26 protein-coding genes and 1 pseudogene are annotated in these 25,868 nt (G+C 56.4%); 12 read left to right on the top strand and 15 right to left on the bottom strand.

Translation table 11 applies throughout. The annotated features are described in order from the left end of the window. Nucleotides 1-4 precede the first annotated feature (4 nt). Complete coding sequence (locus AO064_RS17425) at nt 5-1,129, top strand: alginate O-acetyltransferase AlgX-related protein (protein ID WP_064054122.1); 1,125 nt, start codon at nt 5-7, stop codon at nt 1,127-1,129. Nucleotides 1,130-1,305: 176 nt separating this feature from the next. Then, nucleotides 1,306-2,241 (top strand): cellulose biosynthesis protein BcsQ, encoded by a 936-nt coding sequence (gene bcsQ, locus AO064_RS17420; protein ID WP_064054121.1) that lies wholly within the window; start codon nt 1,306-1,308, stop codon nt 2,239-2,241. Between the two features lie 241 nt (nt 2,242-2,482). Here the strand turns inward: bcsQ and AO064_RS17415 are convergent, their stop codons facing one another. The 5 genes from AO064_RS17415 to AO064_RS17395 all read right to left on the bottom strand — a co-directional run bounded on the left by AO064_RS17415 (nt 2,483) and on the right by AO064_RS17395 (nt 6,646). Next, on the bottom strand, nt 2,483-3,670 hold the full coding sequence (locus tag AO064_RS17415; protein ID WP_064054120.1) for a methyltransferase: 1,188 nt from the start codon (nt 3,668-3,670) through the stop codon (nt 2,483-2,485). After that, on the bottom strand, nt 3,651-4,340 hold the full coding sequence (locus AO064_RS17410; RefSeq protein WP_012721732.1) for an ABC transporter permease: 690 nt from the start codon (nt 4,338-4,340) through the stop codon (nt 3,651-3,653). The genes AO064_RS17415 and AO064_RS17410 overlap by 20 nt, the downstream gene beginning before the upstream one ends. Then, nucleotides 4,340-5,032 (bottom strand): ABC transporter permease, encoded by a 693-nt coding sequence (locus AO064_RS17405; RefSeq protein WP_046034625.1) that lies wholly within the window; start codon nt 5,030-5,032, stop codon nt 4,340-4,342. Before AO064_RS17405 ends, AO064_RS17410 begins: the two co-directional genes overlap by 1 nt. A gap of 74 nt (nt 5,033-5,106) precedes the next feature. Then, on the bottom strand, nt 5,107-5,859 hold the full coding sequence (locus AO064_RS17400; RefSeq protein ID WP_064054119.1) for an ABC transporter substrate-binding protein: 753 nt from the start codon (nt 5,857-5,859) through the stop codon (nt 5,107-5,109). A 13-nt stretch (nt 5,860-5,872) separates the two neighbouring features. After that, the gene (locus tag AO064_RS17395) at nt 5,873-6,646 is read right to left on the bottom strand and encodes an ABC transporter ATP-binding protein (protein WP_012721734.1); all 774 of its coding nucleotides are present in this window, start codon (nt 6,644-6,646) and stop codon (nt 5,873-5,875) included. Nucleotides 6,647-7,200: 554 nt separating this feature from the next. Here AO064_RS17395 and gabP point away from each other — a divergent pair. After that, nucleotides 7,201-8,592, top strand: a complete 1,392-nt coding sequence (gene gabP, locus AO064_RS17390; protein WP_064054118.1) for a GABA permease — start codon at nt 7,201-7,203, stop codon at nt 8,590-8,592. A 118-nt stretch (nt 8,593-8,710) separates the two neighbouring features. Here gabP and AO064_RS17385 read toward each other — a convergent pair whose 3' ends face one another. Together AO064_RS17385 and AO064_RS17380 are read right to left on the bottom strand one after the other, a co-directional pair. Then, nucleotides 8,711-9,124 (bottom strand): hypothetical protein, encoded by a 414-nt coding sequence (locus tag AO064_RS17385; RefSeq protein WP_012721736.1) that lies wholly within the window; start codon nt 9,122-9,124, stop codon nt 8,711-8,713. A 3-nt stretch (nt 9,125-9,127) separates the two neighbouring features. Continuing rightward, nucleotides 9,128-10,081 carry an alpha/beta hydrolase family protein gene (locus AO064_RS17380; RefSeq protein WP_064054117.1) on the bottom strand — a complete coding sequence of 318 codons (954 nt, stop codon included), beginning with the start codon at nt 10,079-10,081 and terminating at the stop codon, nt 9,128-9,130. A gap of 173 nt (nt 10,082-10,254) precedes the next feature. Between AO064_RS17380 and AO064_RS17375 the strand changes: the two genes are divergently transcribed. The 5 genes from AO064_RS17375 (at nt 10,255) to AO064_RS17355 (ending at nt 15,167) form a co-directional block, all read left to right on the top strand. After that, nucleotides 10,255-11,220, top strand: coding sequence for an arsenic resistance protein (locus AO064_RS17375; RefSeq protein WP_064054116.1), 966 nt, complete (start codon nt 10,255-10,257; stop codon nt 11,218-11,220). An 87-nt stretch (nt 11,221-11,307) separates the two neighbouring features. Next, a complete protein-coding gene (locus AO064_RS17370; protein ID WP_064054115.1) occupies nt 11,308-12,900 on the top strand; it encodes an ArnT family glycosyltransferase in 1,593 nt (530 codons plus the stop codon). Nucleotides 12,901-12,989: 89 nt separating this feature from the next. Beyond that, a complete protein-coding gene (locus AO064_RS17365; protein ID WP_064054114.1) occupies nt 12,990-13,289 on the top strand; it encodes a hypothetical protein in 300 nt (99 codons plus the stop codon). Nucleotides 13,290-13,417: 128 nt separating this feature from the next. Further along, on the top strand, nt 13,418-13,975 hold the full coding sequence (locus tag AO064_RS17360) for a hypothetical protein (RefSeq protein ID WP_064054113.1): 558 nt from the start codon (nt 13,418-13,420) through the stop codon (nt 13,973-13,975). Nucleotides 13,976-14,519: 544 nt separating this feature from the next. Further along, nucleotides 14,520-15,167, top strand: a complete 648-nt coding sequence (locus tag AO064_RS17355) for a DUF4145 domain-containing protein (RefSeq protein WP_082893951.1) — start codon at nt 14,520-14,522, stop codon at nt 15,165-15,167. Nucleotides 15,168-15,786: 619 nt separating this feature from the next. On the opposite strand, the gene AO064_RS17350 is transcribed toward AO064_RS17355, so the two are convergent. Both AO064_RS17350 and AO064_RS17345 read right to left on the bottom strand, forming a co-directional pair. Then, nucleotides 15,787-16,011: a hypothetical protein gene (locus AO064_RS17350; RefSeq protein WP_064054111.1), complete on the bottom strand. Its 225-nt coding sequence runs from the start codon at nt 16,009-16,011 to the stop codon at nt 15,787-15,789. 146 nt (nt 16,012-16,157) lie between these two features. After that, on the bottom strand, nt 16,158-16,841 hold the full coding sequence (locus AO064_RS17345; protein ID WP_064054110.1) for a hypothetical protein: 684 nt from the start codon (nt 16,839-16,841) through the stop codon (nt 16,158-16,160). Between the two features lie 156 nt (nt 16,842-16,997). On the opposite strand from AO064_RS17345, the gene AO064_RS17340 reads away from it, so the two are divergent. Further along, nucleotides 16,998-17,729 (top strand): hypothetical protein, encoded by a 732-nt coding sequence (locus AO064_RS17340; protein ID WP_064054109.1) that lies wholly within the window; start codon nt 16,998-17,000, stop codon nt 17,727-17,729. Nucleotides 17,730-17,802: 73 nt separating this feature from the next. On the opposite strand, the gene AO064_RS17335 is transcribed toward AO064_RS17340, so the two are convergent. Both AO064_RS17335 and AO064_RS31840 read right to left on the bottom strand, forming a co-directional pair. Then, nucleotides 17,803-18,321 carry a coiled-coil domain-containing protein gene (locus AO064_RS17335; RefSeq protein WP_064054108.1) on the bottom strand — a complete coding sequence of 173 codons (519 nt, stop codon included), beginning with the start codon at nt 18,319-18,321 and terminating at the stop codon, nt 17,803-17,805. Between the two features lie 75 nt (nt 18,322-18,396). Further along, complete coding sequence (locus tag AO064_RS31840; protein WP_375232517.1) at nt 18,397-18,702, bottom strand: hypothetical protein; 306 nt, start codon at nt 18,700-18,702, stop codon at nt 18,397-18,399. 360 nt (nt 18,703-19,062) lie between these two features. Here AO064_RS31840 and AO064_RS17330 point away from each other — a divergent pair, with 360 nt between their 5' ends. From AO064_RS17330 to AO064_RS17320, 3 genes are all read left to right on the top strand, one after another. Continuing rightward, entirely contained in the window at nt 19,063-19,275 is a 213-nt protein-coding gene (locus AO064_RS17330) for a helix-turn-helix transcriptional regulator (RefSeq protein ID WP_064054107.1), read from the top strand. Nucleotides 19,276-19,985: 710 nt separating this feature from the next. Beyond that, the gene (locus tag AO064_RS17325) at nt 19,986-20,543 is read left to right on the top strand and encodes a Panacea domain-containing protein (protein ID WP_064054106.1); all 558 of its coding nucleotides are present in this window, start codon (nt 19,986-19,988) and stop codon (nt 20,541-20,543) included. Continuing rightward, nucleotides 20,531-20,947 (top strand): hypothetical protein, encoded by a 417-nt coding sequence (locus tag AO064_RS17320; protein ID WP_244159530.1) that lies wholly within the window; start codon nt 20,531-20,533, stop codon nt 20,945-20,947. Before AO064_RS17325 ends, AO064_RS17320 begins: the two co-directional genes overlap by 13 nt. 86 nt (nt 20,948-21,033) lie before the next feature. Here the strand turns inward: AO064_RS17320 and AO064_RS17315 are convergent, their stop codons facing one another. The 4 genes and pseudogenes from AO064_RS17315 to AO064_RS17305 form a co-directional block, all read right to left on the bottom strand. Further along, entirely contained in the window at nt 21,034-21,684 is a 651-nt protein-coding gene (locus tag AO064_RS17315) for a plasmid recombination protein (protein WP_259640908.1), read from the bottom strand. Beyond that, complete coding sequence (locus AO064_RS31835) at nt 21,597-21,983, bottom strand: plasmid recombination protein (RefSeq protein ID WP_259640912.1); 387 nt, start codon at nt 21,981-21,983, stop codon at nt 21,597-21,599. The genes AO064_RS17315 and AO064_RS31835 overlap by 88 nt, the downstream gene beginning before the upstream one ends. 304 nt (nt 21,984-22,287) lie before the next feature. Next, nucleotides 22,288-23,500, bottom strand: a pseudogene (locus AO064_RS17310) (tyrosine-type recombinase/integrase). A gap of 414 nt (nt 23,501-23,914) precedes the next feature. Further along, complete coding sequence (locus AO064_RS17305; RefSeq protein WP_064054104.1) at nt 23,915-25,420, bottom strand: caspase family protein; 1,506 nt, start codon at nt 25,418-25,420, stop codon at nt 23,915-23,917. Nucleotides 25,421-25,868 lie beyond the last annotated feature (448 nt).

Below are 25,868 nucleotides of genomic sequence, written 5' to 3'. Positions count from 1 at the left end.
GACCATGCCTGCTCCTACCGCGCCGACTCCACCGAGCGACTTGGCCGTTCGCACCAGCCCCTTGGCGGCCTGGGTGCTGGTGCCCTTTTTGGCGGCGGGGCTGCTGTCCTGCGTTTGGCTGATGGTGAAGGGGCCGATCAGTTATGTGCCGGCCAAGGTCGACAGGGACATGTTGCTGCACGGTGACCTGACCCACCGGTTTGCCAAGGAACTGTCCAAGGCGCCGATGGCGATCCAGGCCGCCAACCTGGAGCGCGGCGGCAGCTGGCTGGCGTTTGGCGACACCGGGCCGCGCGTACGTCCGGGTTGCCCCGGCTGGCTGTTTATCAGCGATGAGCTGCGCATCAACCGGCATGCCGAGGCCAATGCCCAGACCAAGGCCCAGGCGGTGATCGACCTGCAAAAACAACTGGGTCAAAAAGGTATCGACCTGCAAGTGGTTGTGGTGCCGGACAAGAGTCGCATCGCCGCCGCCCAACGCTGTGGCCTGTACCGCCCGGCGGTGCTCGATAACCGGGTGCGGGATTGGACCGCCATGTTGCAGGCCGCCGGCGTTTCCGCGTTGGACCTGACCGAAACATTGAAACCGCTGGGCGCCGAAGCCTATCTGCGCACCGACACCCACTGGAGCGAAATCGGCTCCAACGCGGGGGCCAAGGCCGTGGCGCAGCGTACCCAGCAGCGCGGCATCAAGGCCACGCCGGAGCAAACCTTCGACATCACCCAGGCGCCGCTCGCCGTGCGTCCGGGCGACTTGGTGCGCCTGGCCGGTCTCGACTGGTTGCCGCCCACGTTGCAGCCGCCAGGGGAATCGGTCGCGGCCAGCACGGCCCATGAAACCGGTGGTGCGACCAGTAATGCCGACGACCTGTTTGGCGATGCCGGCCTGCCCAATGTGGCGCTGATCGGCACGTCGTTCTCGCGTAACTCCAACTTTGTCGGCTTCCTGCAAAAGGCCCTGAATGCGCCTGTGGGCAATTTCAGCAAGGACGGCGGCGAATTCTCCGGTGCGGCCAAGGCGTACTTCGACAGCCCGGCGTTCAAGCAAACCCCGCCTAAGTTGTTGATTTGGGAGATTCCAGAGCGCGATTTGCAAACGCCGTACGATGTCATCACGATTGGCCAGTAATTTGACGATTGTCCGTTTGTCTAAAAAATAAACAGTGCAAGCATCAAAATAATGACACTTTTGCGGGCTTGAAGCAGACTGCCTGCACTAGGGCGACGACAAAAAGACCTGCGGTAAGCAGCCGGATGAGCTGGCCTTTTCACGTCGTTAAGCTTCGCCGTGATGAGGAATCCGCTATGAGCTTTACAGATGGTCTTCTCGTTCTGCTGGGCAAAGACGTCAGCCGTGATGCCCAAGGGCTGGATGCGCGGCTGCATTTTTTTGGCAGCATTCCCGTGGATGACGGCACCCCGTTTCCCCCTCAAACCCCCAGTACGCAGGCGCAGTCCCAGTCCGTGGATAAGGGGGTACGACGTCCGTGCGTGGTGGCGTTGGTGTCGGTCAATGGCGGCGTGGGGCGCAGTACCTTGGCGACGGCCTTGAGCAGCGGTTTGCAGCGCCTGGGTGAGTCGGTGGTCGCCGTGGACCTGGACCCACAGAACGCCCTGCGGATGCACTTCGGTGTCAGCCCCGCCTCGCCGGGTATCGGCCCGACAAGCCTGCGCAATGCGCAGTGGCACAATATCCAGCAGCCAGGCTTTGTCGGCAGTCGGGTGATCACCTTTGGCGACACCGATATGCGCCAGCAGGACGACCTGCAACGTTGGCTCAAACATGAACCGGACTGGTTGGCGCAGCGCCTGTCTGCATTGGGCCTGAGCGCCCGTCATACCGTGATCATCGACACCCCCGCCGGCAATAACGTCTACTTCCATCAAGCCTTGAGCGTGGCCGACGTGGTGCTGGTGATTGCCCAAGCCGACGCCGCCTCCCTGGGCACACTGGACCAACTCGACGGGCTGTTGGCACCGCACCTTCAGCGCGAGCGCCCACCGCATGTGCACTTTGTGATCAACCAACTGGATGAGGACAATGCCTTCAGCCTGGATATGGTGGAGGCGTTCAAGCAGCGGCTCGGCACCAGAGAGCCTCTGGAGGTGCACCGCGATATGGCGATCAGCGAGGCGCTGGCGTTTGGTATCGACCCATTGGATAGCCAGGCATTGAGCTTGGCGGGGGACGATATCACCGAGCTTTGCCGGCTGTTGATTGCACGTAAAAAACGGCTTTAAATTGCGCTTTATTCGCTTAACGCCAGATGCTTATGCACAATCGGTTGGAGGGCAATGTCCCGAAACAGCCGTTATGTGGAGGCGTTCTCATCACGCCGCAACTGCCTGTTTTGAGTGCGTTTTATTTTGTGAACAAAAAATGACCAGCCTGGCTTTTGGCCTGTAACGCAGATGGCTACGGGCTCTGTAAAGAATTCATCAACAGAGTTATCCACAGGCTGTGCCGCGACAATTTCGCCCCTTAATCGCGCTCGGCAAGCACCATCAAGTTGCGCGGCGTCAATGCCGGTTCGCAAAAGGTGCCGACGTCCACCCTGTAGCCGTTTTCGCCGAGAAACAGTGCCCGATCCAGCACCAGCCATAACTCCAGCGGGCGCCGAAACAGACCACGCACCAATTCCAGATTTCTGACCTCTGCCAGGCGTCGCCAGCCATACGCCTCTAAACCCGCCCAATCCTGTTCGTCTGTGGATAACCCTTTGAGTTTTGCCAGCGCGTGGCAGTAGTCCGCGAAGGGCCTGTCCAGCCAGCTCGCGGGCAGGGACGGCGTGGGCAGGTACTCGTCACAGCCACGCAACTGGCGTTGCAGTTGATCGAAACCCAGGCGTCGCGCCATGGACGTGTCCCGCTGCAAACGCACCCGTTTGCCCGCGGTGACGGTTTCGCTCAGCGGCAGGCCGAGGTCATCGATCGACAGTTGCAGGGGGGAAGCACGACCGGCGCTGGACAGTGGCTGGTAGGTCTGGGCGTTGATGCGGTTGTAGCAGCAGGGCGCCAGCGCCAACTGTTTGCAGCCGGCGGCGCTGGCCAGGTGCAGCAGGCGTACATGCAGGTCGCCACAGGCATGCAGGGCGACGGGCGTGTGTTCGGGGCCGATAGCCACAGCGGCCATCACGTCTTGCAGGCAATGCGTGACGGGCAGGCCGTGATGCTCGCTCAAGGCCTGGCCTGCGGCGATCAGCGCCGGGTCGTATTCCAGGCAGGTCAATGCTTGATCTGCCTGCAACAGGCGACGACCCAGATGGCCTTTTCCCGCACACCAGTCCAACCAGTGCCTGGGCTTTTGCGCAAACTGCAGCGCGGCGCCGAACGCTTCGATTTGTGCCCATTTACGGCCAGGCACATCGACGCTAAGGCGATGGCGAGCGGGTGCCAAGGGCTGCATCGGTAACTTATCCACAGCACTGAGCTGCCGGGCTTGCGCGGCAAGCTGCGGAAACGGCGCGGGTGCCGCCAGGTCGTGGGGCTGATTGTGGCTGGCTTCGGCAGCGGCTAACGAGCGTCGGCGTAGCCACTGGGCGAGTTCGGGGTGCTGGGTTTCCCAAGGTAAATACAGGTGCGTAAAGGGCCGTGGTTTCCACAGCCCTTGGTGTTCGGTCAGGAATGCATCCAGCGCCTGGAAGCGTGCCTCAACGTCCTTGACAGGCATCAACGCGCAGCCAGCGTTCCAGCAGTTTGAAGCCGCGTACCAGCAGGTACGACATCAGCAGGTAGAACACACCGGCGGTGAAGAACATATCCACTGTCAGGTAGTTGCGCGCAATGATCGTCCTGGCCATGCCGGTCAGCTCAAGCAGCGTTACCGTACTCGCCAGCGAGCTGGCCTTGAGCATCAGGATCACTTCGTTGCTGTAGGCCGGCAAGCCGATACGCGCGGCGCGCGGCAGGATGATGTAGAACAACGTCTTGGGCTTGGACATGCCCAGGGCGCGAGCGGCTTCGATTTCGCCCGGGGGAATAGCCTGGATCGCACCGCGCAGGATCTCGGCGATGTACGCGGCGGTGTGGAGGGTCATGGTGGCCGTGGCACACCAGAACGGATCACGCAGGTACGGCCACATGGCGCTGGTGCGCACGGCATCGAACTGGGCCAGGCCGTAGTAGACCAGGAACAGTTGCACCAGCAGCGGTGTGCCACGGAAGAAAAAGATGTAGGCGTAGGGCAGCGAACGCACATACCAACGCTTGGACGCACGAGCGACGCCCAGCGGAATCGCGAGTATCAGGCCAAGAATGACAGCGATGCCCACCAGTTCCAGGGTCAGGATGGCGCCTTGGATAAACTTTGGCAGCCACTTGATGATGACTTCCCATTCCATTACGTCGTCCTCACGAAGCCGCGGGCGGCGCGTTGTTCCAGGAAATGCATGCCGACCATCGACAGCGAGGTCAGGCCCAGGTAGATGAAGGCCGCGACCAGATAGAAGGTGAAGGGTTGCCGGGTAACGGTGACCGCAATCTGCGCGTGACGCATGATTTCTTCGAGGCCGATGACCGTGACCAGCGCAGTGTCCTTCATCAGGATCATGAACAGGTTACCCAGGCCTGGCAGCGCGATGCGCCACATCTGCGGCATGATCAGGCGGGTGAAAATCCGGGTTTTCGACAGCCCCAGCGCCAAACCGGCTTCGCGATGGCCCTTGGGGATGGCGATGATCGCGCCACGCAGAACCTCGGTGGCATAGGCGCCGTAGCACAACCCCAAGGCGATGACCCCGGCGGCGAAGGCGCTGAGCGAAAGGTCGGGGATGCCGAAAACTTCACCCAGTTCGCGCACTACATTGATCGTGCCGAAATAAATGAGCAGCACCCACAACAGTTCCGGCACGCCACGCACGATGGTCGAATAGGCTCCGCCCACCCATTGCAGCGGTTTGTGCGCAGAAGTCTTGGCCAAGGCACCGGCCAGGCCGAGCATCAGCCCCAGGCACAGGGCCGTGAGCGCCAGTTTGACGGTCATCAGCGCGCCAGCGGCAAGCGCCGGGCCGAATCCGTAGAGATCGAAATTCATGGTGTTTTCATATCGCGGCAGGCAGTGCAAAAAGCCGACGCGCTCAACTGAGCGCGTCGGGCATACCGTTCAGATCATTCGATGCTGAAAGGGAAGTACTTGTCGTTGATCTTCTTGTAGGTGCCGTCCGCCTTGATCTCTGCCAGGGCTTTGTTCAGGCGCTCGCGCAGTGGGTCGCCCTTGCGTACAGCGATACCGATCTTGTCGCTTTCGACCACCGGATCACCTTTGAACTCGTAGGCTGAACCGTCTTTGCTCTTGAGCCATTCGTACTGCACGTACTTGTCGGCGAGGATGCCATCGAGGCGACCGGAGGTCAGGTCGAGGTAGGCGTTTTCCTGGGTGTCATAAAGCTTGGCTTCGGTGTCAGGCAGCTTGTCTTCCAGGTAGGTGCCGGCCAAGGTTGCACGCTGTGCACCAATGACCTTGCCTTTCAAGTAAGCCGCGTCAGTCTTGAAATCGGCGGTGGCTTTCGGCGCGATGAACTGCAGCTTGTTGGAGTAGTACGGGTCGGTGAAGTCGACGGCTTGCTTGCGCTCATCGGTGATCGACAGCGAGGACACCAGGAAGTCGAATTTCTTGGCGTTCAGGGCCGGGATGATGCCGTCCCAGTCGGACACATACACTTCGCACTTTTCGATTTTCATCTTGGCGCACAGGGCGTCGCCGATGTCTTTGTCGAAGCCCACGACGTTGCCGCTGGCGTCTTTGTTGTTGAACGGCGGGTAGGCCGCTTCGATCCCCATTTTCAAGGTTTCTGCCATGGCCGTGGCGCTGAACGCCATCGAGACGGCCGCGGCCAGAAGGAATTTTTTATAGTTCTGCATGCATGTTGCTCCGTTAGCGGTTGCTGGACATGAATTGTTTGCAGCGCGCCGAAAGCGGGTTTTCAAACACCTGCTGTGGCGACCCTTGCTCTTCGACCAGGCCTTGGTGCAGGAACACCACTTCACTGGACACCTGGCGGGCAAAGCCCATTTCATGGGTGACCAGCAGCATGGTGCGGCCTTCTTCGGCCAGCGCGCGGATCACATTAAGTACTTCCTGAACCATTTCCGGGTCAAGGGCCGAAGTGGGCTCGTCAAACAGGATGACTTTAGGCTGCATCGCCAGGGTGCGTGCGATGGCCGCCCGTTGTTGCTGGCCGCCGGACAATTGCGCCGGGTAAGCATGGCGCTTGTCGGCGATGCCGACCTTGTCCAGCAGGGCTTCGGCCACTTCGATGGCCTCGGCCTTACTTTGGCCGAGCACGCGGCGAGGGGCCTCGATGATGTTGTCGAGGATGCTCATGTGCGGCCACAGATTAAAGTTTTGAAACACAAAACCGATTTCGCTGCGCAGGCGGTTGATCTGCTTGCCGTCGGCGGCCATCAGCTCGCCGTTTTTCGCGGCCTTGAGCTTGAGTTCTTCGCCGGCCACCAGGATCTGGCCCTGGTGCGGGTTTTCCAGCAGGTTGATGCAGCGCAGGAAGGTGGACTTGCCGGAACCGGAGGAACCCAGGATCGAGATCACATCGCCGTCGCGAGCGGTGAGCGAGATACCTTTGAGTACCTCCAGCTCACCATAGCGTTTATGCAAGTTGCGGATTTCAAGCGCGGGCGTGGCCTCGGCCATGTGGGGTCCTCATTGTGTTCATTGCGATCTTCGCTGTTGGGCCGCCTTCCTGGCGAGGCGCCAAGCTAGCATAGCGTCTTGATAGCAGCCAACAGCGTGGCTTGGGGTAAACAGGTGGTGTGCGGCAGGGTGTCGCATCGGCACAGCAGCGTGTCGCGCCATCAACAACCGAACAACCGTTTGAACCCGAAAAACCGCGGGCTTCGCGTAAAAAGGGCGCGATGGTGCCAGCTTTGGCCGGGTGTTGGAAGGGTTAACCGGGCAAACGGTGCTTATCAGCCCTTTTGTGGGGCGTCACGTACTTTTTGTGTGTGTTTATGGTGCGTTTATTCGTCTTGAATGTGAGTCGCACGGTAACGCTATAGCGGAATGCCATTGTTCTCAATGACTTGCGATGGTTGTTGAATCGTCCTGCAGCCCGCGTCAATCGTGGCCCTGTAACATTTTGGCGCAAATATTGCGTAAAAAATAAAGAACGCCCCGTTGGTTTCTTTTCACGAGAAAGATCCCGGGCCGGGCCGACCGTTTTCGCAATTCCTCGTAAAGGTGTGTCAATGAGTAGTACGCAAAGCTCCAATGACCTCGAACAGGGGCTCAAACCGCGTCACGTCACCATGCTCTCGATTGCCGGCGTCATCGGTGCCGGTCTGTTTGTCGGCTCCGGCCACGCGATTGCCGCCGCCGGCCCGGCCGTACTGCTGGCGTATGCCGCTGCGGGCACACTGGTGGTATTGGTGATGCGCATGCTGGCAGAAATGGCCGTCGCGTCGCCTGACACCGGTTCGTTCTCCACTTACGCCGACCGCGCAATCGGTCATTGGGCCGGGTTTACGATCGGTTGGTTGTACTGGTGGTTCTGGGTGCTGGTGATTCCGTTGGAAGCCAACGCTGCCGCGACCATCCTGCACGCCTGGTTCCCGGATGTGGCCATTTGGGCCTTTACCCTGATCATCACCTTACTGCTGACGGCCACCAATCTATTCAGCGTGAAGAACTACGGCGAGTTTGAGTTCTGGTTTGCGTTGATCAAGGTCGTGGCGATCGTGGGCTTTGTGGTCCTTGGCCTGGCCGCGATTTTCGGCTTCCTGCCGACCAGCCAGGTCAGCGGTGTTTCGCACCTGTTCGACACCCAAGGCTTTATGCCAAATGGCATGGGCGCCGTACTGGCCGCGATCCTTACCACCATGTTCTCGTTCATGGGCACCGAGATCGTCACCATCGCCGCCGCTGAATCGAAGAACCCAGGCCAGCAGATCACCAAGGCCACCAACTCGGTGATCTGGCGGATTGGTTTGTTCTACCTGCTGTCGATCTTCATCGTGGTGTCCCTGGTCCCTTGGAACGATCCGACCTTGGCGGCCGTAGGTTCCTACCAGACCGTGCTGGAACGCATGGGCATTCCGAACGCCAAGCTGATTGTCGACCTGGTGGTGCTGGTTGCCGTAACCAGCTGCTTGAACTCGGCGCTGTACACCGCATCGCGCATGCTGTTCTCCCTGGGCCGTCGCGGTGATGCACCGGCTGTGGCCAAGCGCACCAACAAGAGCGGCACGCCTTATTGGGCAGTGTTGTTGTCCACCGGCGCCGCGTTCCTGGCGGTATTCGCCAACTACGTGGCTCCGGCGGCTGTGTTCGAGTTCCTGCTGGCCAGTTCCGGCGCCATCGCGTTGCTGGTGTACTTGGTGATTGCGGTGTCGCAACTGCGCATGCGCCAGAAGCGCACGGCGGCGGGCGAGAAGATCGTCTTCAAGATGTGGCTGTTCCCGGGCCTGACTTACGCGGTGATGGTGTTCATCGTGGGTACGTTGACCATCATGCTGTTCCAGGAAGCGCACCGGGTTGAGATCATCGCGACCGGCGTGCTGAGTTTGCTGGTGGTGGCGGCAGGACTGTTTGTATCAAGCCGTCGCAAGGCGCAGAGAGCAGGCGCTGCGGTGTTGAGCTGACGAAGTGCTGTAGAAAATGTGGGAGGGGGTTTGCCCCCGATTGCGGTGTGTCAGCGTCAGATGTGCTGGCTGATCTACCTCAATCGGGGGCAAGCCCCCTCCCACATTTGGTTTTGTATCAGTCCTGGGAGCTGGTCAGCGCCTGTGATGCCGCCACGTAATCGGCCTGGAACTGCGGCGACTCGATCCACGCCAGCGCGGCGGCTTCATCGTCGGTGTCCGTGGCCCACTGCCGATACTCGATCAGTGCCGCAAGAATGAAGTCGGTGGCTTCCTCCTCGCCTTCCTGTTCCAGCACCAGCGCCAGCAACGGGTGAGCCAGGAACACGGCACACAATGCCTGCTGGCTGATCTCGCCTGCGGTGCGCATCTCCACGAACAGCTCGGTCAAATCCACTGACTCAAGGTCGATGCGGCTGTCATCGCCGGCAAACGCGTCCGGCTTGGTCGCGACAGCGCGTTGGGTACGGTTTTGCTTGGCCTTGGCCTTTGCCCGGTGGGCGCGTTTTTGCTGCTTGTTCGGCGAGGCCATGGCTCAACGTCCTGGAATGCTGGATCTGGGTGGGGTATTGAAGCGCAGGTTGGCAGAAATCCCAAGGGTATCCGCCGTTAATTGCCCGTTTTGAAGCCATTCCAGTGCAATCGGCCACAACCGATCCTGATACTCGCTGCGAAAAAAAGCGAAATGTCCGACTTCCTTTTCGCCGATGTCTTCAGGGGCGATGCGCAGATGGGTGCGCTCACTGCTGTCGAAGTAACCCAGTAGCCGCTCGATGGCCGCGACTGTCCCGAACGGATCATCGGTCATGCTGATGGCCAGTATCTGCGCGTTTACACGACTGAAAGGCAGCTCACCCAACGCTCGTCCACTCGGGCGCGTTTCATACCTGGGCGTCAGCGTGCTCCAGTCCCGTACCACGCCCGCCGGCGTGTCTTCCAGCCAGCCCAGGCGCTTGCCGGGGAAGTGCCCGCACAGCGCCGTCACCAGCGGCATCACCACATGCCACTTGGCAAACATCTGCCAACGCACGCTCGCCGCATAGTCGCGCCAGTACGCAAACTGCGCGCCGACTGTCACCATCCGCCGAATCACCGCGCCCGACGCCCCGAGCCCTGCCGCGCAGCCGCCAAAACTGTGGCCGACGACGTCAATCGGCTGCCCTGGAAACTCCCGCTGCGCTCGCTGCAGCATCGCCTCGAAATCCAGCACGCCCCAATCCGACCACGAGGCGTTGAACCCCCGCAATGACCCGCTGCGAGATTCGCCGATGCCACGGTAGTCGTAGGTGATGACGTCGAAGCCGTTGGCGAACAGGTAGTCGGCGAAGCGGGCGTAGTGGCGGCAGCGCACGGAGGTGGCGGCGTTGATGATGACGACCGGGCGTTCGACGTCGGTGCGCAGGTGGCGCCAGGTGAAGCCGCCCAGGGAGTAGCCGTCGGTGGCGGGTTCGTGGAACGCTAGCGGGGTGGGGCGGGTTGGAAGGTTCATTGGGCTACAGGGTCCTTACGCCTCGGGTGAGGACATGCAGGCTCACGCTTTTTTATAAGACGTCGAACTTAACAAATTCCGTGCATCGTGATCGCGGAGATTGTCAGGGTGCTCGACCTTGCCACCTCGTATGCTTAGGCTGACCACCTTTCGATCCATCTGAGCCAGCCTTCATGTCCCGCGACACCCTCGAACACAACCAGATTCCGGTCTACTTCGCAGCCGTGCTGCTGGCGGCCGTTTTCGGCCTGCTCGCCCCCTCATTTGCCCACAGCCTCAGCGCACTGGTCACGCCCGCGATCGCGGTGCTGATGTATGCGATGTTCCTGCAAATCCCGTTTCTGGACCTGCGTCAAAGCTGGGGCAACAAGCGCTTCCTGTCGGCATTGCTGCTGGCCAACTTTATTTTCGTTCCGTTACTGGTGTGGGCATTGACCCAAAGCCTCGTGGGCCGTCCGGCGTTGCTCGTGGGCGCTTTGCTGGTGTTGCTGACGCCCTGCATCGACTACGTAGTGGTGTTTACCCACATCGGTAAGGGGGATTCGCGGTTGATGCTGGCGGCTACGCCGGTGCTGTTGCTGCTGCAGTTGGCGCTGTTGCCGATCTATCTGGGCCTGATGCTCGGCGCGCAATCCGAGGGGGTGGTCGAGGCGCGGCCGTTTATCGAGGCGTTCCTCTTGTTGATCGTGGTGCCGATGCTGCTGGCCGTGGTCACGACTGCGCTGGCGCGGCGATCATCGATTGCCAGTGTCTGGAACAGCGCCTGGGCGTGGCTGCCGGTGCCGGCGATGGCGCTGGTGTTGTTTGTGGTGGTCGGCTCGCAAATCACCTCCGTGGTGCGGGATATCAACCTGTTGCTGCCGGTGATCCCGGTGTACATCGGCTTCTTGTTGCTGGCGCCGCTGATGGGGGCGCTGGCGTCGCGGCTGTTTGCGCTTCCTGCGGTAACGGCGCGGGTGGTGACGTTCAGCGCGTCGACACGTAACTCGCTGGTGGTACTGCCCTTGGCATTGGCTTTGCCCGAGGATGTGCGCGGGTTGGCGGCGACGGCTGTGGTCCTGCAAACCCTGGTCGAGCTCATTGGGGAGTTGATCTACGTTCGGTTGATCCCGCAGTGGATATGGCCCGCAGGTCGGTAAACGCGGGAATGTTCAGGTCTGTTCAGGCGCTATTCAGCAGGGCGGTCTGCACCATAAGTCGGCGTCCCTTACCTGACAGGTCAACCGATGGATCACCGCAGCCGTTTTCGCTTGGAATCACTGGGCATTTTTGTGTTCGCCCTAATGCTGTTCACCTTGGGAATCTGGGATCAGCAGCCCCAAGGATTTGACGGACGCTGGGCGCTTTTCCTGCAAGAAATGTTTCGCCATGGTGCGAGTCTTTTCCCGACCACCTACGGGCAGCCTTACGCGGATTACCCCGGCACCGCGACCTTCTTCAGTTGGGTGTTTGCCCGACTGTTGGGGGCGCCCAACCATCTGGCGAATGTGCTGCCCACTGCCCTGGCGTCCGCTGGGGTGGTGGCCGTGATCTATCGCTTGCTGGTTCCGGCGAATCGCCAGTGGGCGCTGCTTACGGTGTTGTTGACCTTGCTTACCACCCAACTGCTCGAAAAATCCCGCTCGGTGTGCCTGGACCAGATGGTGGCGTTGCTCTGTGTCGGCAGTTTCTACCTGCTGCACAGCGGTGGTCGCTGGAGACGGCTTGCGGTATTCCCTCTGTTCATTCTGGGCTTCGCGATACGTGGGCCGTTGGGCTTGATCGAGGTCTGCGGCGTGGTGTGCGTGTATTGGGCGCTGGGCAAGCCTGGAGAGCGTGTGAAGCAGGTGCTGATCCACGGCAGCGTCGGCCTGGTGCTGTTGGCAGCCTGTTGGTGGTTGTTGATGAAGTTGGCGCGCATCAGCGGGGGTGACGCATTTGCCGATGAGGTGTTCAAGATGCAGGTGGGCGGGCGTCTCGATGAAATCGGCGAGCCGTTCTATTTCTACTTCCAGCTGAGCTTGTACCGCTACTTCCCGGTGGTGCCGTTGGCGCTGGCCACAATGATTGCCCTGCGTCACCGCTGGCCCGAGCGGTTCGAGGGCACTCTGCACTTGGTGGCGCGGCTCGGCGCCTGCGGCTTGATGATCCTGCTCGGGCTGTCGGTGCCGCACTTCAAGCGCGCCTATTACATCCTGCCCATGGTGCCGATGTTTGCGGCTGTCGCAGCCTATGGGCTGCTGCAGGCGCAAGGGTGGCTCGCGGGCGTGCGCCGATGCTACGAAGGGCTTGTCGCGGCGCTGCCGGCGTTGTGCGTGGTGGTGGTCTTTGTCTGTCGGCATGCCTGGCAGAAGCATGGCTATTGGCCAAGCGTTTCGTTGTCGTTGCTGATCGGCGTGCTGATGGTGCTGCAAATGGCGGCGCTGGTCGCCTGGCGTCGGGTTGGCCGTTTGGTATGGCTAAGCCTGATTGCATTGGCGGCGCAATGGCTGCTGTTGGTGGCGGTGGTGGAACCGGCCAAGGATCTGCAATTCGATACCCGGCAGTTTGTTGGCCAGGTAGAGGCGCTGCGTGCCGAGCAGCCGGGTCCGCTGGTGTTTATCAACCTGGGTCGGGACACCTGGGCGGTGCGATACATGATGAACCTGGATCACGACGAGCAACCGGTATTTATCGGCAGTAAAGCGCTTGAGCAACTGGGGGGCTTGCCCCGACCGGCCTGGGTGATAGTGGCGCGTAAGGAAACTGCGCTGCTGTACGGAACGCCTCTGGAGTATCTGGCTCCAAGCTTTGAAGGGCGGTTGAACGACAATCCGCTGATGGTGTTTTTTCTGAAATAAATCAGCCACTTGCTGTATTTTCGGCTAGCTGAGTGACCGACTGGTCATTCAGTTGTGCTGTTTTTTTGAGTTGTCGTACTGGAAGCATCATGGATATGACGAAAAAGGACGTTAAGCGGCCTGACGGTGGCCACGTGATCGGCCGCTCCCGATTTGGCCGGTTGAGCATTTGCTTTGACGGTGGCTGCAGCTACCCGGCGATGATCAACGTGTTGAGGGCTGTCTTCAAGCGCTACGGGCGATTGGTGCGCTTTGGGGAGAGGCTGTCGGCGCAGGGTTGGATTGATCGGGTCGAGGCGCGGGGGTTTCAGATTTCCGATCAGGAGCGGGTGGCGGTGTTTACGTTGATGTGGGATCGGGGGGGCAGCGATCCGTTGGGGCGAGGTTGAATCGCCTCAGGCGGGTGACAGAGACCGAATCGAACCCGCCGATACACCCCTTCATGTCCGAACCGCTTGAAACCACGGGTTACTGTGACCTGCGCAAAATACACTGACGCACATTTTCAAGGATTGAAATGAAAGCCACATTGCTTGTGTTATCCGCCTTCATGTTGCTCTACGGCTGCGCTACGCCGCTTACCTCCGATATGTCTAGTCCGTCGATTGCCGACACCAAAACGGTGGTGTTCGGCGGCAAGACGTTCGTCCTGAAATTCCAAAAACCGGGATTGTGGGAGTATTTCCCCGCAGAGGAAAGCATCGATGCCTGGAATGAAATGGTGGACTTTACCGTCGTACCTCGCGAGATGAACCGCTTCAAACCCCTCGACCTCGCCAAGCGCGCCATCCAGCTTCACCAGCAAGAAAATCCGAACATGCCGGCGATCCTGCTGACCGACAATAAAACCGGAATCGATTATTCGATGATGTTTTATCCCATGTCATTGCGTAAAGACGGGCAATTCTCGGAAATCAGTTATTTCAAGTATTACAAGGACGGTACCACCGGGCAGACCATTATCTTTCACTTTGCCAGGAATATCCCAAGACCGAGCGATCCCTCGGAAAGTGCAATAGAGACAGGCCGGGAAATAGTGCCGCTGATAGAGGCATTCCCGCTGTATCGGCCGTAATGTCGTTGAGCGGACACAGAGCGCAGCTTGAAGGTCCAGAAACGAAAAAACCCCTGAGACCTTGCGGAATCAGGGGTTTCGGTATTTGGTGCCAGAGACGGAATCGAATAGCTAGCTGTAGGTCAAGTTTTAAAAGGGTTTGTCATCAGTGGATATATATATCTACTCACAAATCTACTCTCTTTTTCAAATACAGCTCTGTTTTGAAACTGCCGGCGGCGACCGAAACCGTGCTGATTTCCTCTGTCGATGCCCGACGAGTGGCAAGCCCTTTTGAATCGCCTCATTGGTTGGCTCCTCGCTTTTGCGGTGGTTGGGGCGCCGCCGTCGTGTGGCACTTCCACGACGCTGAGGCGTTCTTGCCATTCCCCGCGCCGGCACCATCCCGGATCAGGGTAGTGGTCATTCGTGGGGTTAATTTTCGCAGGCCACGCCGGCGATCCTAGAGCGGTTTTTTTGCCCTACCTTGATCTCGCTTACTAGATGCTGCTGCCGACTTGATTCATTTGGCTTAAAGTTGTTCTTTTTTCGCAAGGATTGCACCTTGAAATATATCCAGCCCAAATTCAACGAAAGCATTTTCACCTGCCCACATTGTCAAGCGAACTCACACATGGAGTGGCTAGGATCGAAAAACCCTCCGTTCAACGTTCTCATGGCAGCCACATGCGCATGCGGTGATTCAAGCTTCTGGTTGGGTACTGGGCGGCCAAACATAATTGGTCAGTATTCAGAAGGTAAAATGATCTTCCCTCTGATCGTGACCGCACCTCATGCTCATGAGGAGACGCCCGAAAGCTGCAAAGCTGACTTTAATGAGGCGAGAGAGGTGTTTTCCGTATCGCCTCGCTCCTCTGCTGCCCTGCTAAGGCTTTGTTTGGAAAAGCTCTGTAATCAATTGGTCGGCACGGAGGACAGGATCAATGACCAGATTAAGAAACTGGTAGTTGCTGGGCTTCCTGTAGGTGTTCAGCAGGCATTGGATAGCACCAGGATTGTTGGTAACAACGCGCTTCACATCCTTGAGCTCGATGTTGCCAATACACCGTCGCTTGTAGTGCCTCTCTTTGGGTTAATAAATTTTATTGTGGAAAATCGGATCAGCCAGCCCAAACAGATTGCTGCTTTTTATCAACAGATGCCGGAAAAAGCTGTTGAGGCTGTGGCGAGGCGAGATCAACCCAAACGCTGATCAAGGCTTCAAATAAGCCCGCTAAGATTTGCAGGCAGGTCGCTGAAAGCCCCGGAAAATGCTTGCGAGCCTCAAGCACCAGCACGCCACCGTTAGCGCTGGAAGCTGGGCATTGCTTGGGCTGCGGACAATTTGCCCGTGGTCAGTCGGCTAAAATCTGTCTAGAGCCTGTCTAGTATTGCCAGGCGCGCTAAGCATTTTTCTGGCCCGGTATTTCACCACTCCATCGCGCCAGGATATTGATCGAGCACCCACCTTGACGGCCACCTCCCGAATTTTAGACGGGGCTGGTGCTGGTCAGGCAGCCCGAATGCTCGCAAAGCCTTGAACTGCGTGGATTTCAGTGCGCTAACCGCTGACGGCGCCGGATAAATCCGTCAAGACCTGTCAAAAATTTCGTCAACGCTGGTCAAGGATTATGGCCGCGTTTGCCTGGGTCGACGCTGAGCCAGTTGTCCCGGAAGTGACTGCCCCGATTTGCCCCTGTTTCTGGACGAGGTAGCTACCAGGCCGCATGTCCGATCTGCCGCCAGCCTTTGCTGGCTTTGGCCCGCGGGCCGATTTGGATGAGCTGCGGCCTCTCCAGCCGTCCAGAGCCTGTCCAGAATCCTAGCCTGCGTCACGACTGCCCCAGGCTGCCGGCGACGGTCAGCTCAGCAATGCCTTGGCGAATGAACACCAGGTTTTCGTCGAGCGTTTCCAGCGCGCCGCGCATGTTGTCGGCAATGTCCGCCGATCCGCGCTGCTCGACCCAATTGGAAAGCTCCTCCACTGCGGCGCCCAGGGCGAGCTGGTTTTGATTGAGGCGGTCGAACAGGCTGGCTATCAGTTTGATATCCGTCATTGTGGCTCTCCGTGTTTCGAGGAGGCCTAGCACTTTAAAAAACTCTGAGCTTCTCGGGTGTCCACTCGGCCATGATTGACCCTTGAGGTGATCAGGGCGGTTTTATGCCTGAGTGGAAAGCAAGAGTCTTGATAGATGGGCGGGGCTCACGTGGGTGCAAGGGCGGGCACCAGTCTCAACAGATCTAGTCGGCCCATCAGCCTTGGGTAATCTTCATACCACTGACAGTAGTTCTGGAAGTCTCCATCCATGGGAGCTGTCAAAACTTTCTGGTGATAAACCAGCCCGGTTAGCATCGGTATATGGTGCATCACTGGGGTATTCGGCTTGCCGGTGTAATAGATGGCGTCTTGAAAAGACAGTAACTCCGATGGATTCAAGCTTTTACGATGCTGCGACGCGAGCACCGTTGCGTCGATGACACAGCCGTTCTCCAGCGTTATCCAGGCGTGAGCATCAATTGGCCGTCCCACTGGGCGGCCATCCATAAAGTCAAGTTGATACCCCATCGAGACATCGCTCAGCAGCTTATCTGGCGCCACGCCCGCATATAGACCATCAATCAGTGCAACGTCTCCAACTGTCACGGTGTGCCTGATGCCGAGTTGGAACAAAACATAGGAAAGTTCACGCGCAACTCGGAAGCACTTGCCCGGCAGGACGTCGGTGTGAGGTAAAAACTCTGCGAAATCCTTGGCGATAGCTGCCACAACCGCGACCTGGTTTATCGTCATGCTCGTATCGAGCTCAAGCGGGTAGTTTGACATTCGACCGGTTAAATCATCGGTTCGCGCCATCGCCAATTTAAAAGACTCTGTGTAATTCTGCATCGAGCAATAATCCTACGCTGCCTGAAAAAATCTCGACCTGCGAACGCGTTAGGTAGCGCCTAGAGGCTGCTCAAAGCACGTTCTTGCTGATTGTGGGTTGCTGATAGGATCACTCGCTTGCACCCAAACTAGCTTTCGAGCCAAGGAAGAACACTAATGGATAGCACAGACTTCAACAGCCCGATCACTTACTCCGAGAGGCTCGTCGTTTTTTTTGACGTCATGGGCTGGAAAACACTTGTCACAGATGCAGGCAGCGATCCCGTAAAAGTCGGGAATCTCTCGCTGATACCTAGACTGCTGAAAAGCTCGACAGTCTTGCAGGCTGTGGGGGCTGGAGAGGCGCGGATCACTTCTTTCTCCGACTGCTGCGTGATCAGTATTCCATTTAAGCAGGAGGAGCTTTCTCAAGTGATTTATGGTCTGTCCAACGTGTTTGTAGGGGCAGCCTTATCGGGATTTCTGCTACGAGCAGGTGTCACCGTCGGAGATATCCATCACGAAAACGATATTGTTTTTGGCCCAGCGCTCAACGTCGCTCATAGCCTAGAGTCCAATGGGTTCTACCCTCGAGTTATCTTGGACAAAAGCATCCTGGGGCTGAAAGACGTCGAACTCGTTGAGGGTATGGTGGGCGCTGACGCCCTCGGAGTGTACGTCGACCCTTACACGCTGGAGTTCATCAAGTCAGATTATCTAAGGAAGGAGTCGATTCCAGATGGTACGTTCATGGGGATTCCAACGAACAAGGCAGTCGAAATCTATACTAATTTGCTGTTGCGTCTCGAGGATTTGTTAAGGAAGGCAGAGGGTGAAAAACCTCAGAAACAGGTGAATTGGCTGTACGCTCGAGTAAGGCAGCAGCACAAAAAAATACTTGGCGGCTAGCAGCGTTTCTTCCACAGTTTGCAGCAATAAGGTTTGTTGTTGGTGATGTCGGTTGTGGTCGCGACGGTGTTAATTATCCGTCAACGTGATGTGCGCAGCGGCCCAGCTCTTTCCCATCGTCTGCGATTGAGTAGCCGCATTCATAGTTGAGTATCTCGATATCGGCTTCCTGCTCACCGTTCACACCACCATAAATCGTATGTGATTGACGGCCGGCCAACGGATCCCCACATTTGGGGCACACTAAATCGCTTTTACGGATCAGTTCGGATAGGGCTGACAGCTTGTCCTGAATGCCTTGGAGTTCTCCCTTCTTCAGCTCGATCTCGCTGCGATGTACGTCCCTGTCTGCTTCGAGGCGGCTAATTTCATCTTGAGTGATCTTGATCCGATCATTGAGGATGGACACCAGTGAGTCGGGCGTCTGAGCTTTTAGCGCCGCAATCTGCTCGTCCTTATTGATCAGACGTTCTTTGAGCACCTGGATCGATGCCTCCTTTGCCTGTACCAGGACGCTATAAACTGTGAAAAGGGCGATGATGAAGGAGACGATTGAAGCGAGCTGGGTGTAAAAGATTACTTCGTTAGTCATGGCCATATTCCTTGGCGTCAGTGCCTGTGGCCGCAGCTTACCTTTGTGGAACACGTTTTGGCATGGGTCGGCTAATCATGGCCTCTTTTTCCCCCTCACGAGGTCGAGGACTCTCTGGAATTCCGCTTTCGATTTCGCATGAGGGGCTCGTGCTCCTGCGGGGTTTGATTTACGGGAGGTGACCTGTGGTTTCTTCACTGCCGCCCGCGAGTCAGACGACAGAGCATTCTCAGATGGTGTGCACTTATCAATCGAGTGAGCCGCAATGTAAGCGTCTGCCCATGCGTCCAACTCTAGTCGGTCAAACCCGACTCCCTGTTTGCCGATGGGGAATTCGCTGACGTGTGGGCGAACCGTCTTGTCGAACTCCGCCCGGCACATTCCCAGATAGGACGGTGCGTGCTTGGCTCTAAGGATTCGAGGTTGCCCATATGGGTCAGTCATTGGGGCGCGCCAGATGAAGAGCATGGTGTGTTGGCTCTGATCGCGATGCTAGAGACTTGGTAGGATGGCGTGGCCTCGATCTTACTCTGCAGTGAGCGCCGGTTAGGGTCGTGGGGTCGAGGCCGCACCAAGATCTCAGTGTAGCGCTGGCTCCTAGAGTCGCTTCGCGGAGTGCCGAACGGCTCTTGCAGTGGATGATTGCTAAGGGCCGGAAAAATATCCGATCAGGGTCGGAAAGCATGCGATGGGACAAAGGTGGCGTCTAATGTAGAGGCCGATTAAAGCGAGGAAATACCCGTGGAGCCAAAACGCACCGCCTTGGTGGGCAACGCAGAAGTAATCAAGATGCTCGGCATGCAAAGTGTGTCCGGACTGAACAAGCTACGCGTGCGCGACAAGACATTCCCTGAACCTATCAAGACCAGTGAAACACGTGGCGCTCGATGCCGCTTCGATCCGGTCGAGGTCGAACAGTGGATCGCAGACAAGAAGGCTGCCCGCAACCAGTGAGGAAATGTGAGCAGCCATTGCCCTGTGACTATGTGTGACGCTGCGTGACATTGGCGTTATCGGCTTTTATCACCAGGGCGAGTACCTATTTTGCGTGATAAGCCCACCAGTCGCTTATCGAGACCATGGGCACTGCAGCTCTGTCGTGGCCAGTCACATTCGTCCAGAACGTTAGCAAGCGATCACCTTCAGAGTGCCTAGGTTCAGCTCCCTGTTTCCAGCCGATCAACGTGGTTCGGGCCACCCCGATTGACTCTGCAATCGCCTGCATCGGAAGGCCTGCGCGTGATATTTCGTTGATCACTTGAAACCAATCAATTGAGCGCGCCGGCGGCGCCCGACGGCTCATCAACCACCCACAAACGCGCGCGCGCGAGAGGGGGGTAGTCGATTGACCATCAATCTGTGCCTCTCGACTGTCTTAATTCGAATGAATTTCATCGTATTTGCCAGTGTGCTAACACCCGAAATCACAAGAATGTGATTGTCGCCAATAGCTGGTGCTGTCACTTGGTGGGTCATGTGGGGAAGTCATACCTTTTAGCGATAACCGCCAAAAATCGCATTGATTGTGTTGAACTCAAACCTGCCCGCCGTTGCTCTCATCCGTTAGCTTGGCTATGAAATCAAAATGACATGTTGCCAGCCTTGTATTAGGGTTGACTCTTAACCACATGCTATGCTTGAAAGGCTTTCAGCAGGAGCGGTTTATGCTAATTACTCACGAGCGAGAGAAGCTGATTCAAGCGATCATCTTCTTCGTCAGCAACACCCAGCACTGTCACAAAATCAAACTGTTCAAGCTTCTCTACTTCCTTGATTTCGAGCACTTCAAAGAAACTGGACGTAGCGTGACAGGCTCTGACTACTCGGCGTGGCCAAAGGGGCCGGTTCCCGTCGACTTGATGGCGGAGATCGAGCTTCCGCAGCCAGATATGGCTGCATCCATCAGATTTAGTAATCAGGCCATCAGAAATGGTCAGCAGGTAATGCTGAATATTGAGCCGAGGATCGAATTCAGTTCGAAGAACTTTACCAAGCGTGAGCTTGGCCTAATGCGTCGACTTGCTGAAGAATACCGGAGTACCCTCGCTGATGACATGATCGAGGCTACGCATTTAGAGAATATGCCTTGGGATAAGGTGTTCAATCAGCAGGGAGCGAGGCAGCAACGAATTCCTTATGAACTCGCTATCAGATCTCAGGAAATTGATGCATTGATGCGTGTTGCGAGGGATCGGAAGGAACTGATGGAGTGTCTACGATGACTCCTGGCTCAGTCTATTTCGATGAGCAATTTCACTTCCACGACGGGGAAACTGGAGAAAAGCTGTTTGTAGTGCTCGGTAGTGCTGACTCGGTCATTGTGGTTGCCAAGACCACTTCGCAGCAGCATGGTCGTGGTGTGACGTTCGGCTGTCAGCCTGCAGACCGTTTCCATAATTTCTTCATTCCGATGACCGATGGCTATCTAAAAAAGCCGACTTGGGTTTGCCTGGATGAGTTCTATGATCTCAATGCGGTAGAAATGCTGAACAAACGATTTACTGGGCGCGTTAAGCACATATGTGCGCTTGACGATCAGTTCACCCGCCTTATCCAAGACTGCTCACTTCAGAGCCTGGATATATCTGAAGCTCAAGATTTGGCCGTAAGGGCTTGTCTTGTTTAGATGAAGGTTGTTGCCCTGCTGCTCTGGCCTTCCTCCATATCCCAAGGGTGGGTGTGCCGGGTCTTCGTTGTTTGAGAGTACGCGTCTCAGTGGGGCAATGGCGGGGTGTTGCCGTTGGATACGCGTCGAAGTATATGGGTGAGCTTCTTCGCTAGCCTGTCGGCGCGTTCTTTCTCTTGATTTGCAGTAAGCCGGGCCATCTCTAACTCATGATTAACCTTTTCGAGCTGATCAAGTCCTTTTTCTAGCACTATCTCCCGATCCTCAAGCTCCAGCTGAAAGCGCTCAAGCTGAATTCTCTGGCTCTGCGGTGCTGCATGCCGATCTTGCAAAGCCTCCTCAGATGCGCTTTGGAGTTTGAACTGTGTAGCCGAAGCTTGGGCACGAGCTAGCAGCGTGGCATAGCTCTGCGTGTGTATGCCTACGACAGCAGCGGCTAAGTCTGTTCGGGTAATGATCCGCTCGGGGGTAGCAAGTGCCTGGTAGTACCGGGGAACCTTCTGGTGTCGTGCCTTGGCCCCCTCAACGCCACGAGACAGTCCGAAAGGCTTGCCACACCAATGATGAAAGTCGGTTTGCATCTTGCGCAGCTTGGCTGGGCCTCCGAGGAAGTCGCGCGCAGACAGGCGGCCGTCACGTGTTAGGGGTGTCACGTAAGCAAGAGGTGTGGGGTTCTCTCGTCCAGGTGCACCTCGGCGCACACGATGTTTGCTGACCCATGACGCGCCTTGAGCCATGCCAAGGCTCGATCAAAGTAACCGCCGGTGTCAGGCATCGCCCCGCCATGTCTAGCAAACGCCTCAGGGCTTGCTGTAATCAAATATTCGATGCAGATCACCGCTCCCTTCCGTCGCTTTTGCGGAAGCCTGGCCAAGACTGCGCGACCCAGCTCGACGGCGCTTGTTGCACCAGCCATATGCATGCTGGGGGTGCTATCGGAGTTCGGTGTTGGCATCTCTCGGAATGTGTGCCGCCCCGATCCCAGTACCCCAGTGATCGCTTTGAGCTTTTTTGTTCTTAGTATTGCGTATGGCATACCGGCCCCCGTGCTGACGGTGTTCATCTTCAGCCTGCGGGTGGAGCAAAGATCAGCGCAAGTAACCCCAAGCCTTCAGCTTGTGTACTCACTACACAAAGCAAGCTTTGTTGTTCGCCACGTGCCGTGGAAGATCGTTGGAGCAGGCGCACGCATCTGTGGCCGGCTATCAGGCTTCACGGTCTTCTGATGCCAATGCGGAGCATCCTAGTCGGCGGTTCGGTGTTGGTAGCGTAAGACTCGTACCAGTCTGCGTCGGTATCGCCGCGTAGTGCCCAGGTGTTGAATTTTTTGGCTTGGTGAGTCATTTAACACCTCGTCGCTGAATACTTACCACGTTCGCGCCTGCACACAGTGCGTCGATAGAATCGGCCCAGGCCTGCATCATTTCCCTGCGTTGTGGAACGTAAGCTGCGTGGTTGTAAGTCCCGCGGATCTCATCGGTGTCACCGTGAGCGAGTTGCCGTTCGATCCAGTCCTTGTTGTAGCCTCGCCCGTTCAATTCGGTGCTGAGCAAGTGGCGGAATCCGTGGCCGGTCTGTCGCCCTTCGTAGTCCATCTGGCGCAAAGCCTTGTTGACTGTGTTTTCGCTCATGGGTCTTTCGGGATTGGCGCCAGCGAATACCAGTGAATAACGTCCTGTGATCTCTTGGAGTTGAAGCAGGATAGCTACCGCTTGGTCGGGCAGAGGGACGATGTGAGGGCGGCGGGCCTTCATCCGTTCTTTCGGGATTGTCCAAGTGGCGTTGTCCAGGTCGAACTCAGTCCATGGTGCTTGACGCAGTTCACCTGGATGAACGGCTGTCAGCACCAAAAGTTTGATCGCATGGCGGGTGAGGGTATGGACGTTCGCGGCTTCGCATTTACTCAAGAGCTCGGGCAACTCAGCAAAAGGCACGTGTGGATGGTGCCGAGCTGCTTTGGATGGCGCTGCAACCACACTTAGATCGGTAGAAGGGTTCGTATCAACGACGCCCTTGGCCAGGCCATAGCGAAATATCTGGTGAAGCCACTGGCGAATCTTGCCGGCGGCATTCAGCGTGCCTCTAGCCTCAACCTTTCGAACAAGCTCTACCAATTCCGGTCGGGTAATGGATTTCAGAGCCCTTGACCCAATACCGGGGATCAGATCGTTCTCCAGATAAAGCTTGGCTTTGTAGGTGGTGCTTTCTGCCCAACGAGGAGCGTTATAGGCGAACCACTCACGTGCAAGTGTTTCGAATGTGATCCCCTCGACCTTCTGCGCTTGCTTGGCGGCTTTACTTCTGTTCGCCTGGGTCAATGCCATCAATAAGCATCTGACGGCTCTCATCGCGCATCTGGCGAGCTTTGAGCAGAGTTACAGCGGGGTACGTGCCGAGGGCCAGCATCTTAGCGTTGCCGTTGAAGCGATAGCGCTAGCGCCAGAGCTTTGATCCCGCAGGGGTGACTTCAAGGCATAGACCGTTGGCATCGGTCAGGCGATAAAGCTTGTCCTTGGGCTTGGCGGTACGGATGGTGGTATCTGACAGTAGCAAAGCAGCCCCCTTGCAGGCCGCACCAAGCGGGCGTTCTGCCGGCGTGGTGTGAGTAGATTTTTAGACAGAACTGGATCTACTCACGAATCTACTCACATCCGTTTGGGCTTACAAGGGAACGGTGGGGAACCATAGAAAGCAAAAAGCCCGCACGAGGCGGGCTTCTTGTGTGCTTCCGGGTGTGCTTGGCATCACCTGGAAACGAAAGGTGGTGCCCAGAGACGGAATCGAACCGCCGACTCGCTGCCCACCTTGCCAAGCCCCTGTTTTGGTGGGGAAACAGCCCCGACCAACTTAATCAGTGTACCAGATGTGTGTACCAGTCACGCGGTGGCAGTCGACGCTAATCGCTGTCCAAAATATCACGTGGATTGCTAACAGAGGTGGCTACATTAGCGATCCTTTGCGACGTTGCTACTGCGGTTTGGCTTGCGTGGTTTTGGGTTTTGTGATTGGCTTTGGTGCTTCATCAGGTTTTGGTGCCTCTAGATTTACTCCGAGTTTAACTGCTAGATTGGTTGAGACAAAGTTTTCAAAAGCGTTAAGAAATGTCTCTGAAACTGTTTTGCCTCCATCGAAAGTTGTTAGGGATGTGTTAAAGGTGCTCCACTCTGATATTTCGGACATCCTGTATTTACCCCAGTTGATTTCTTTATAATCAACAAAGCAGTAAAAAAGCTGTATGTCTTTTTTTGAAATGAAATATGTTAGCCATGCACTATATTGAGTAATGTTTGGATATTTAGGGGTGAAAATGATTCTGCAGGCTAAGAATGGAAGGTCCGCCATGCTTGTTTGAACGCCCGATATAACTTTGCGGGTTCTGGTTATTTTCTCATGATTAGCTCCCATTATGCCTCCGAACGCCCGAGACATAGGTGAGTCGACCTCGTATGTTTCGGTGTCATATTCGGGTGAGGCGAAATACTCGCCTTCACTTTTGGTGAGCCACTTTCCGAGAGTACTTTTATTGGGGAGTACTTTAAATTCATCGTAGAAGTTTGTGGTCATTTCAAATATTTCTGATGAGCTGTTCGGCACAGAAACATTTTCCAGGTTGGACTTCAGATCGCTCAAGGCTTTTAGTGCTGTCTCCATCGTGACGTATTCTTTAGACGCTTCTTTGATTAACTCGGCTAAGCTTTTTGTTCGTCCGGAATCCTTTACTACACTGCCTTTATTTACGGCTCCAAGTCGAGCTTTCAGCGACTCTCTATCGTGTTTAGCAAATACGCCGAAAACCTCTGTGAAGTCGCCTTGGACTACGAACATCGGGCGCTGCTTTGGATCAGCAATGAATGCGTCCGAGATATAATCCAGAATGTCTTTATACCTAATAGAGTCGACGGCGGATTCAGCTACCGACTCCGCAAGAATTTTGGTGAAGTCGCTAATATTTCTACTTGCCCAAGAAGCCTGGTCGCTCTGCGAGCTGAATAGAAAATAGCACTTATCAAAAGTTGCTTCCGTTGCAGCTTTCATGTATTCGGCGAAACTACCTCCATCCTTGATGTAAGGCATTCCGGAGTGGCAGGCATCGACAACCTTAATGACGACTTTCGGGGATAGGCTTCTTAAGAAGTTGTCTAGCTCGTCATTGCTGAGTGAGGTTTGTGCGGGGCGCGCTATAGAGTAGTCTCTTAACAAAAAGCGAAATTCGTCATTTCTGAAGTCGCCATGGCCGGTGAAATAGAAGAATAATTCGTCAATTTCCTGCCCTTTAAACTTTGCTATGTGCTCTGCTAATAAAGCCTTGAGAGCTTGACCATTTTCCGACGGAACTACAAAAATGTCGTTGAATTTCCTCGTGGCCTCCAAAACTTCGGCCATGACTTCAATGTCATTCTTGCACGCGGGAAGTTGATTGTGAGCATCAATGTAATCGGTCACGCCCAAAAGAATAGCTACGTTCAACCCCATTTACAATTTCCTTTTAATGGTGCTTTTAGATCGGCTCGACTTGCTATTTCAGAAAGGTTAGAGCTTGCCGTAAATGTTTAAGCTTTGTGCTAAAACTAGTCTGTACTGTAGATCCATCGCTTGCGCAATGTTTGAGGTGGACGCCTTCTTTAACCAAAGGGCAATCTGCGCCGCAGTCCGTCCAGATGATCGGCTCACTACAAGACGGTAGGGATCTTACAGCACGCAAACCTTTTACTGCCAGTCGCCATCGGGAGCGTCCTTCGCTCTCAATCGCGTCCTAAATATGTTTTGCTTATACAAGAGCGGACTCGAAGCTGAGTAGCTGCTACAACTCCCCCCTAGCCGCTCTAGTGGCTCTTGCCTAAGGGTTAAATGCTCTAATATTGTCATGTCAATCTCTTGATGGTCATCAGAGGTTTGATATATGGTGTCTACGGTTTGATAA

It is taken from the genome of Pseudomonas marginalis (assembly GCF_001645105.1).
In the GTDB taxonomy this organism is placed as follows: domain Bacteria; phylum Pseudomonadota; class Gammaproteobacteria; order Pseudomonadales; family Pseudomonadaceae; genus Aquipseudomonas; species Aquipseudomonas petroselini.
The sequence above is the reverse complement of the archived record's forward strand: the minus strand, read 5'-3'. Positions and strand labels throughout refer to the sequence as shown.

Excerpts from the sequence above, each read along its gene's own strand:
- AO064_RS17425 (WP_064054122.1), top strand. The coding sequence starts at position 5 with ATGCCTGCTCCTACCGCGCCGACTCCACCGAGCGACTTGGCCGTTCGC.
- AO064_RS17385 (WP_012721736.1), bottom strand. The coding sequence starts at position 9,124 with ATGGCCTCGCCGAACAAGCAGCAAAAACGCGCCCACCGGGCAAAGGCC.
- bcsQ (WP_064054121.1), top strand. The coding sequence starts at position 1,306 with ATGAGCTTTACAGATGGTCTTCTCGTTCTGCTGGGCAAAGACGTCAGC.
- AO064_RS17305 (WP_064054104.1), bottom strand. The coding sequence starts at position 25,420 with ATGGGGTTGAACGTAGCTATTCTTTTGGGCGTGACCGATTACATTGAT.
- AO064_RS17375 (WP_064054116.1), top strand. The coding sequence starts at position 10,255 with ATGTCCCGCGACACCCTCGAACACAACCAGATTCCGGTCTACTTCGCA.
- AO064_RS17405 (WP_046034625.1), bottom strand. The coding sequence starts at position 5,032 with ATGAATTTCGATCTCTACGGATTCGGCCCGGCGCTTGCCGCTGGCGCG.
- AO064_RS17370 (WP_064054115.1), top strand. The coding sequence starts at position 11,308 with ATGGATCACCGCAGCCGTTTTCGCTTGGAATCACTGGGCATTTTTGTG.
- AO064_RS17415 (WP_064054120.1), bottom strand. The coding sequence starts at position 3,670 with ATGCCTGTCAAGGACGTTGAGGCACGCTTCCAGGCGCTGGATGCATTC.
- AO064_RS31835 (WP_259640912.1), bottom strand. The coding sequence starts at position 21,983 with ATGCCATACGCAATACTAAGAACAAAAAAGCTCAAAGCGATCACTGGG.
- AO064_RS17340 (WP_064054109.1), top strand. The coding sequence starts at position 16,998 with ATGGATAGCACAGACTTCAACAGCCCGATCACTTACTCCGAGAGGCTC.
- gabP (WP_064054118.1), top strand. The coding sequence starts at position 7,201 with ATGAGTAGTACGCAAAGCTCCAATGACCTCGAACAGGGGCTCAAACCG.
- AO064_RS17315 (WP_259640908.1), bottom strand. The coding sequence starts at position 21,684 with ATGGCTCAAGGCGCGTCATGGGTCAGCAAACATCGTGTGCGCCGAGGT.
- AO064_RS17380 (WP_064054117.1), bottom strand. The coding sequence starts at position 10,081 with ATGAACCTTCCAACCCGCCCCACCCCGCTAGCGTTCCACGAACCCGCC.
- AO064_RS17410 (WP_012721732.1), bottom strand. The coding sequence starts at position 4,340 with ATGGAATGGGAAGTCATCATCAAGTGGCTGCCAAAGTTTATCCAAGGC.
- AO064_RS31840 (WP_375232517.1), bottom strand. The coding sequence starts at position 18,702 with ATGTGCCGGGCGGAGTTCGACAAGACGGTTCGCCCACACGTCAGCGAA.
- AO064_RS17350 (WP_064054111.1), bottom strand. The coding sequence starts at position 16,011 with ATGACGGATATCAAACTGATAGCCAGCCTGTTCGACCGCCTCAATCAA.
- AO064_RS17335 (WP_064054108.1), bottom strand. The coding sequence starts at position 18,321 with ATGACTAACGAAGTAATCTTTTACACCCAGCTCGCTTCAATCGTCTCC.
- AO064_RS17395 (WP_012721734.1), bottom strand. The coding sequence starts at position 6,646 with ATGGCCGAGGCCACGCCCGCGCTTGAAATCCGCAACTTGCATAAACGC.
- AO064_RS17345 (WP_064054110.1), bottom strand. The coding sequence starts at position 16,841 with ATGCAGAATTACACAGAGTCTTTTAAATTGGCGATGGCGCGAACCGAT.
- AO064_RS17365 (WP_064054114.1), top strand. The coding sequence starts at position 12,990 with ATGGATATGACGAAAAAGGACGTTAAGCGGCCTGACGGTGGCCACGTG.
- AO064_RS17325 (WP_064054106.1), top strand. The coding sequence starts at position 19,986 with ATGCTAATTACTCACGAGCGAGAGAAGCTGATTCAAGCGATCATCTTC.
- AO064_RS17360 (WP_064054113.1), top strand. The coding sequence starts at position 13,418 with ATGAAAGCCACATTGCTTGTGTTATCCGCCTTCATGTTGCTCTACGGC.
- AO064_RS17400 (WP_064054119.1), bottom strand. The coding sequence starts at position 5,859 with ATGCAGAACTATAAAAAATTCCTTCTGGCCGCGGCCGTCTCGATGGCG.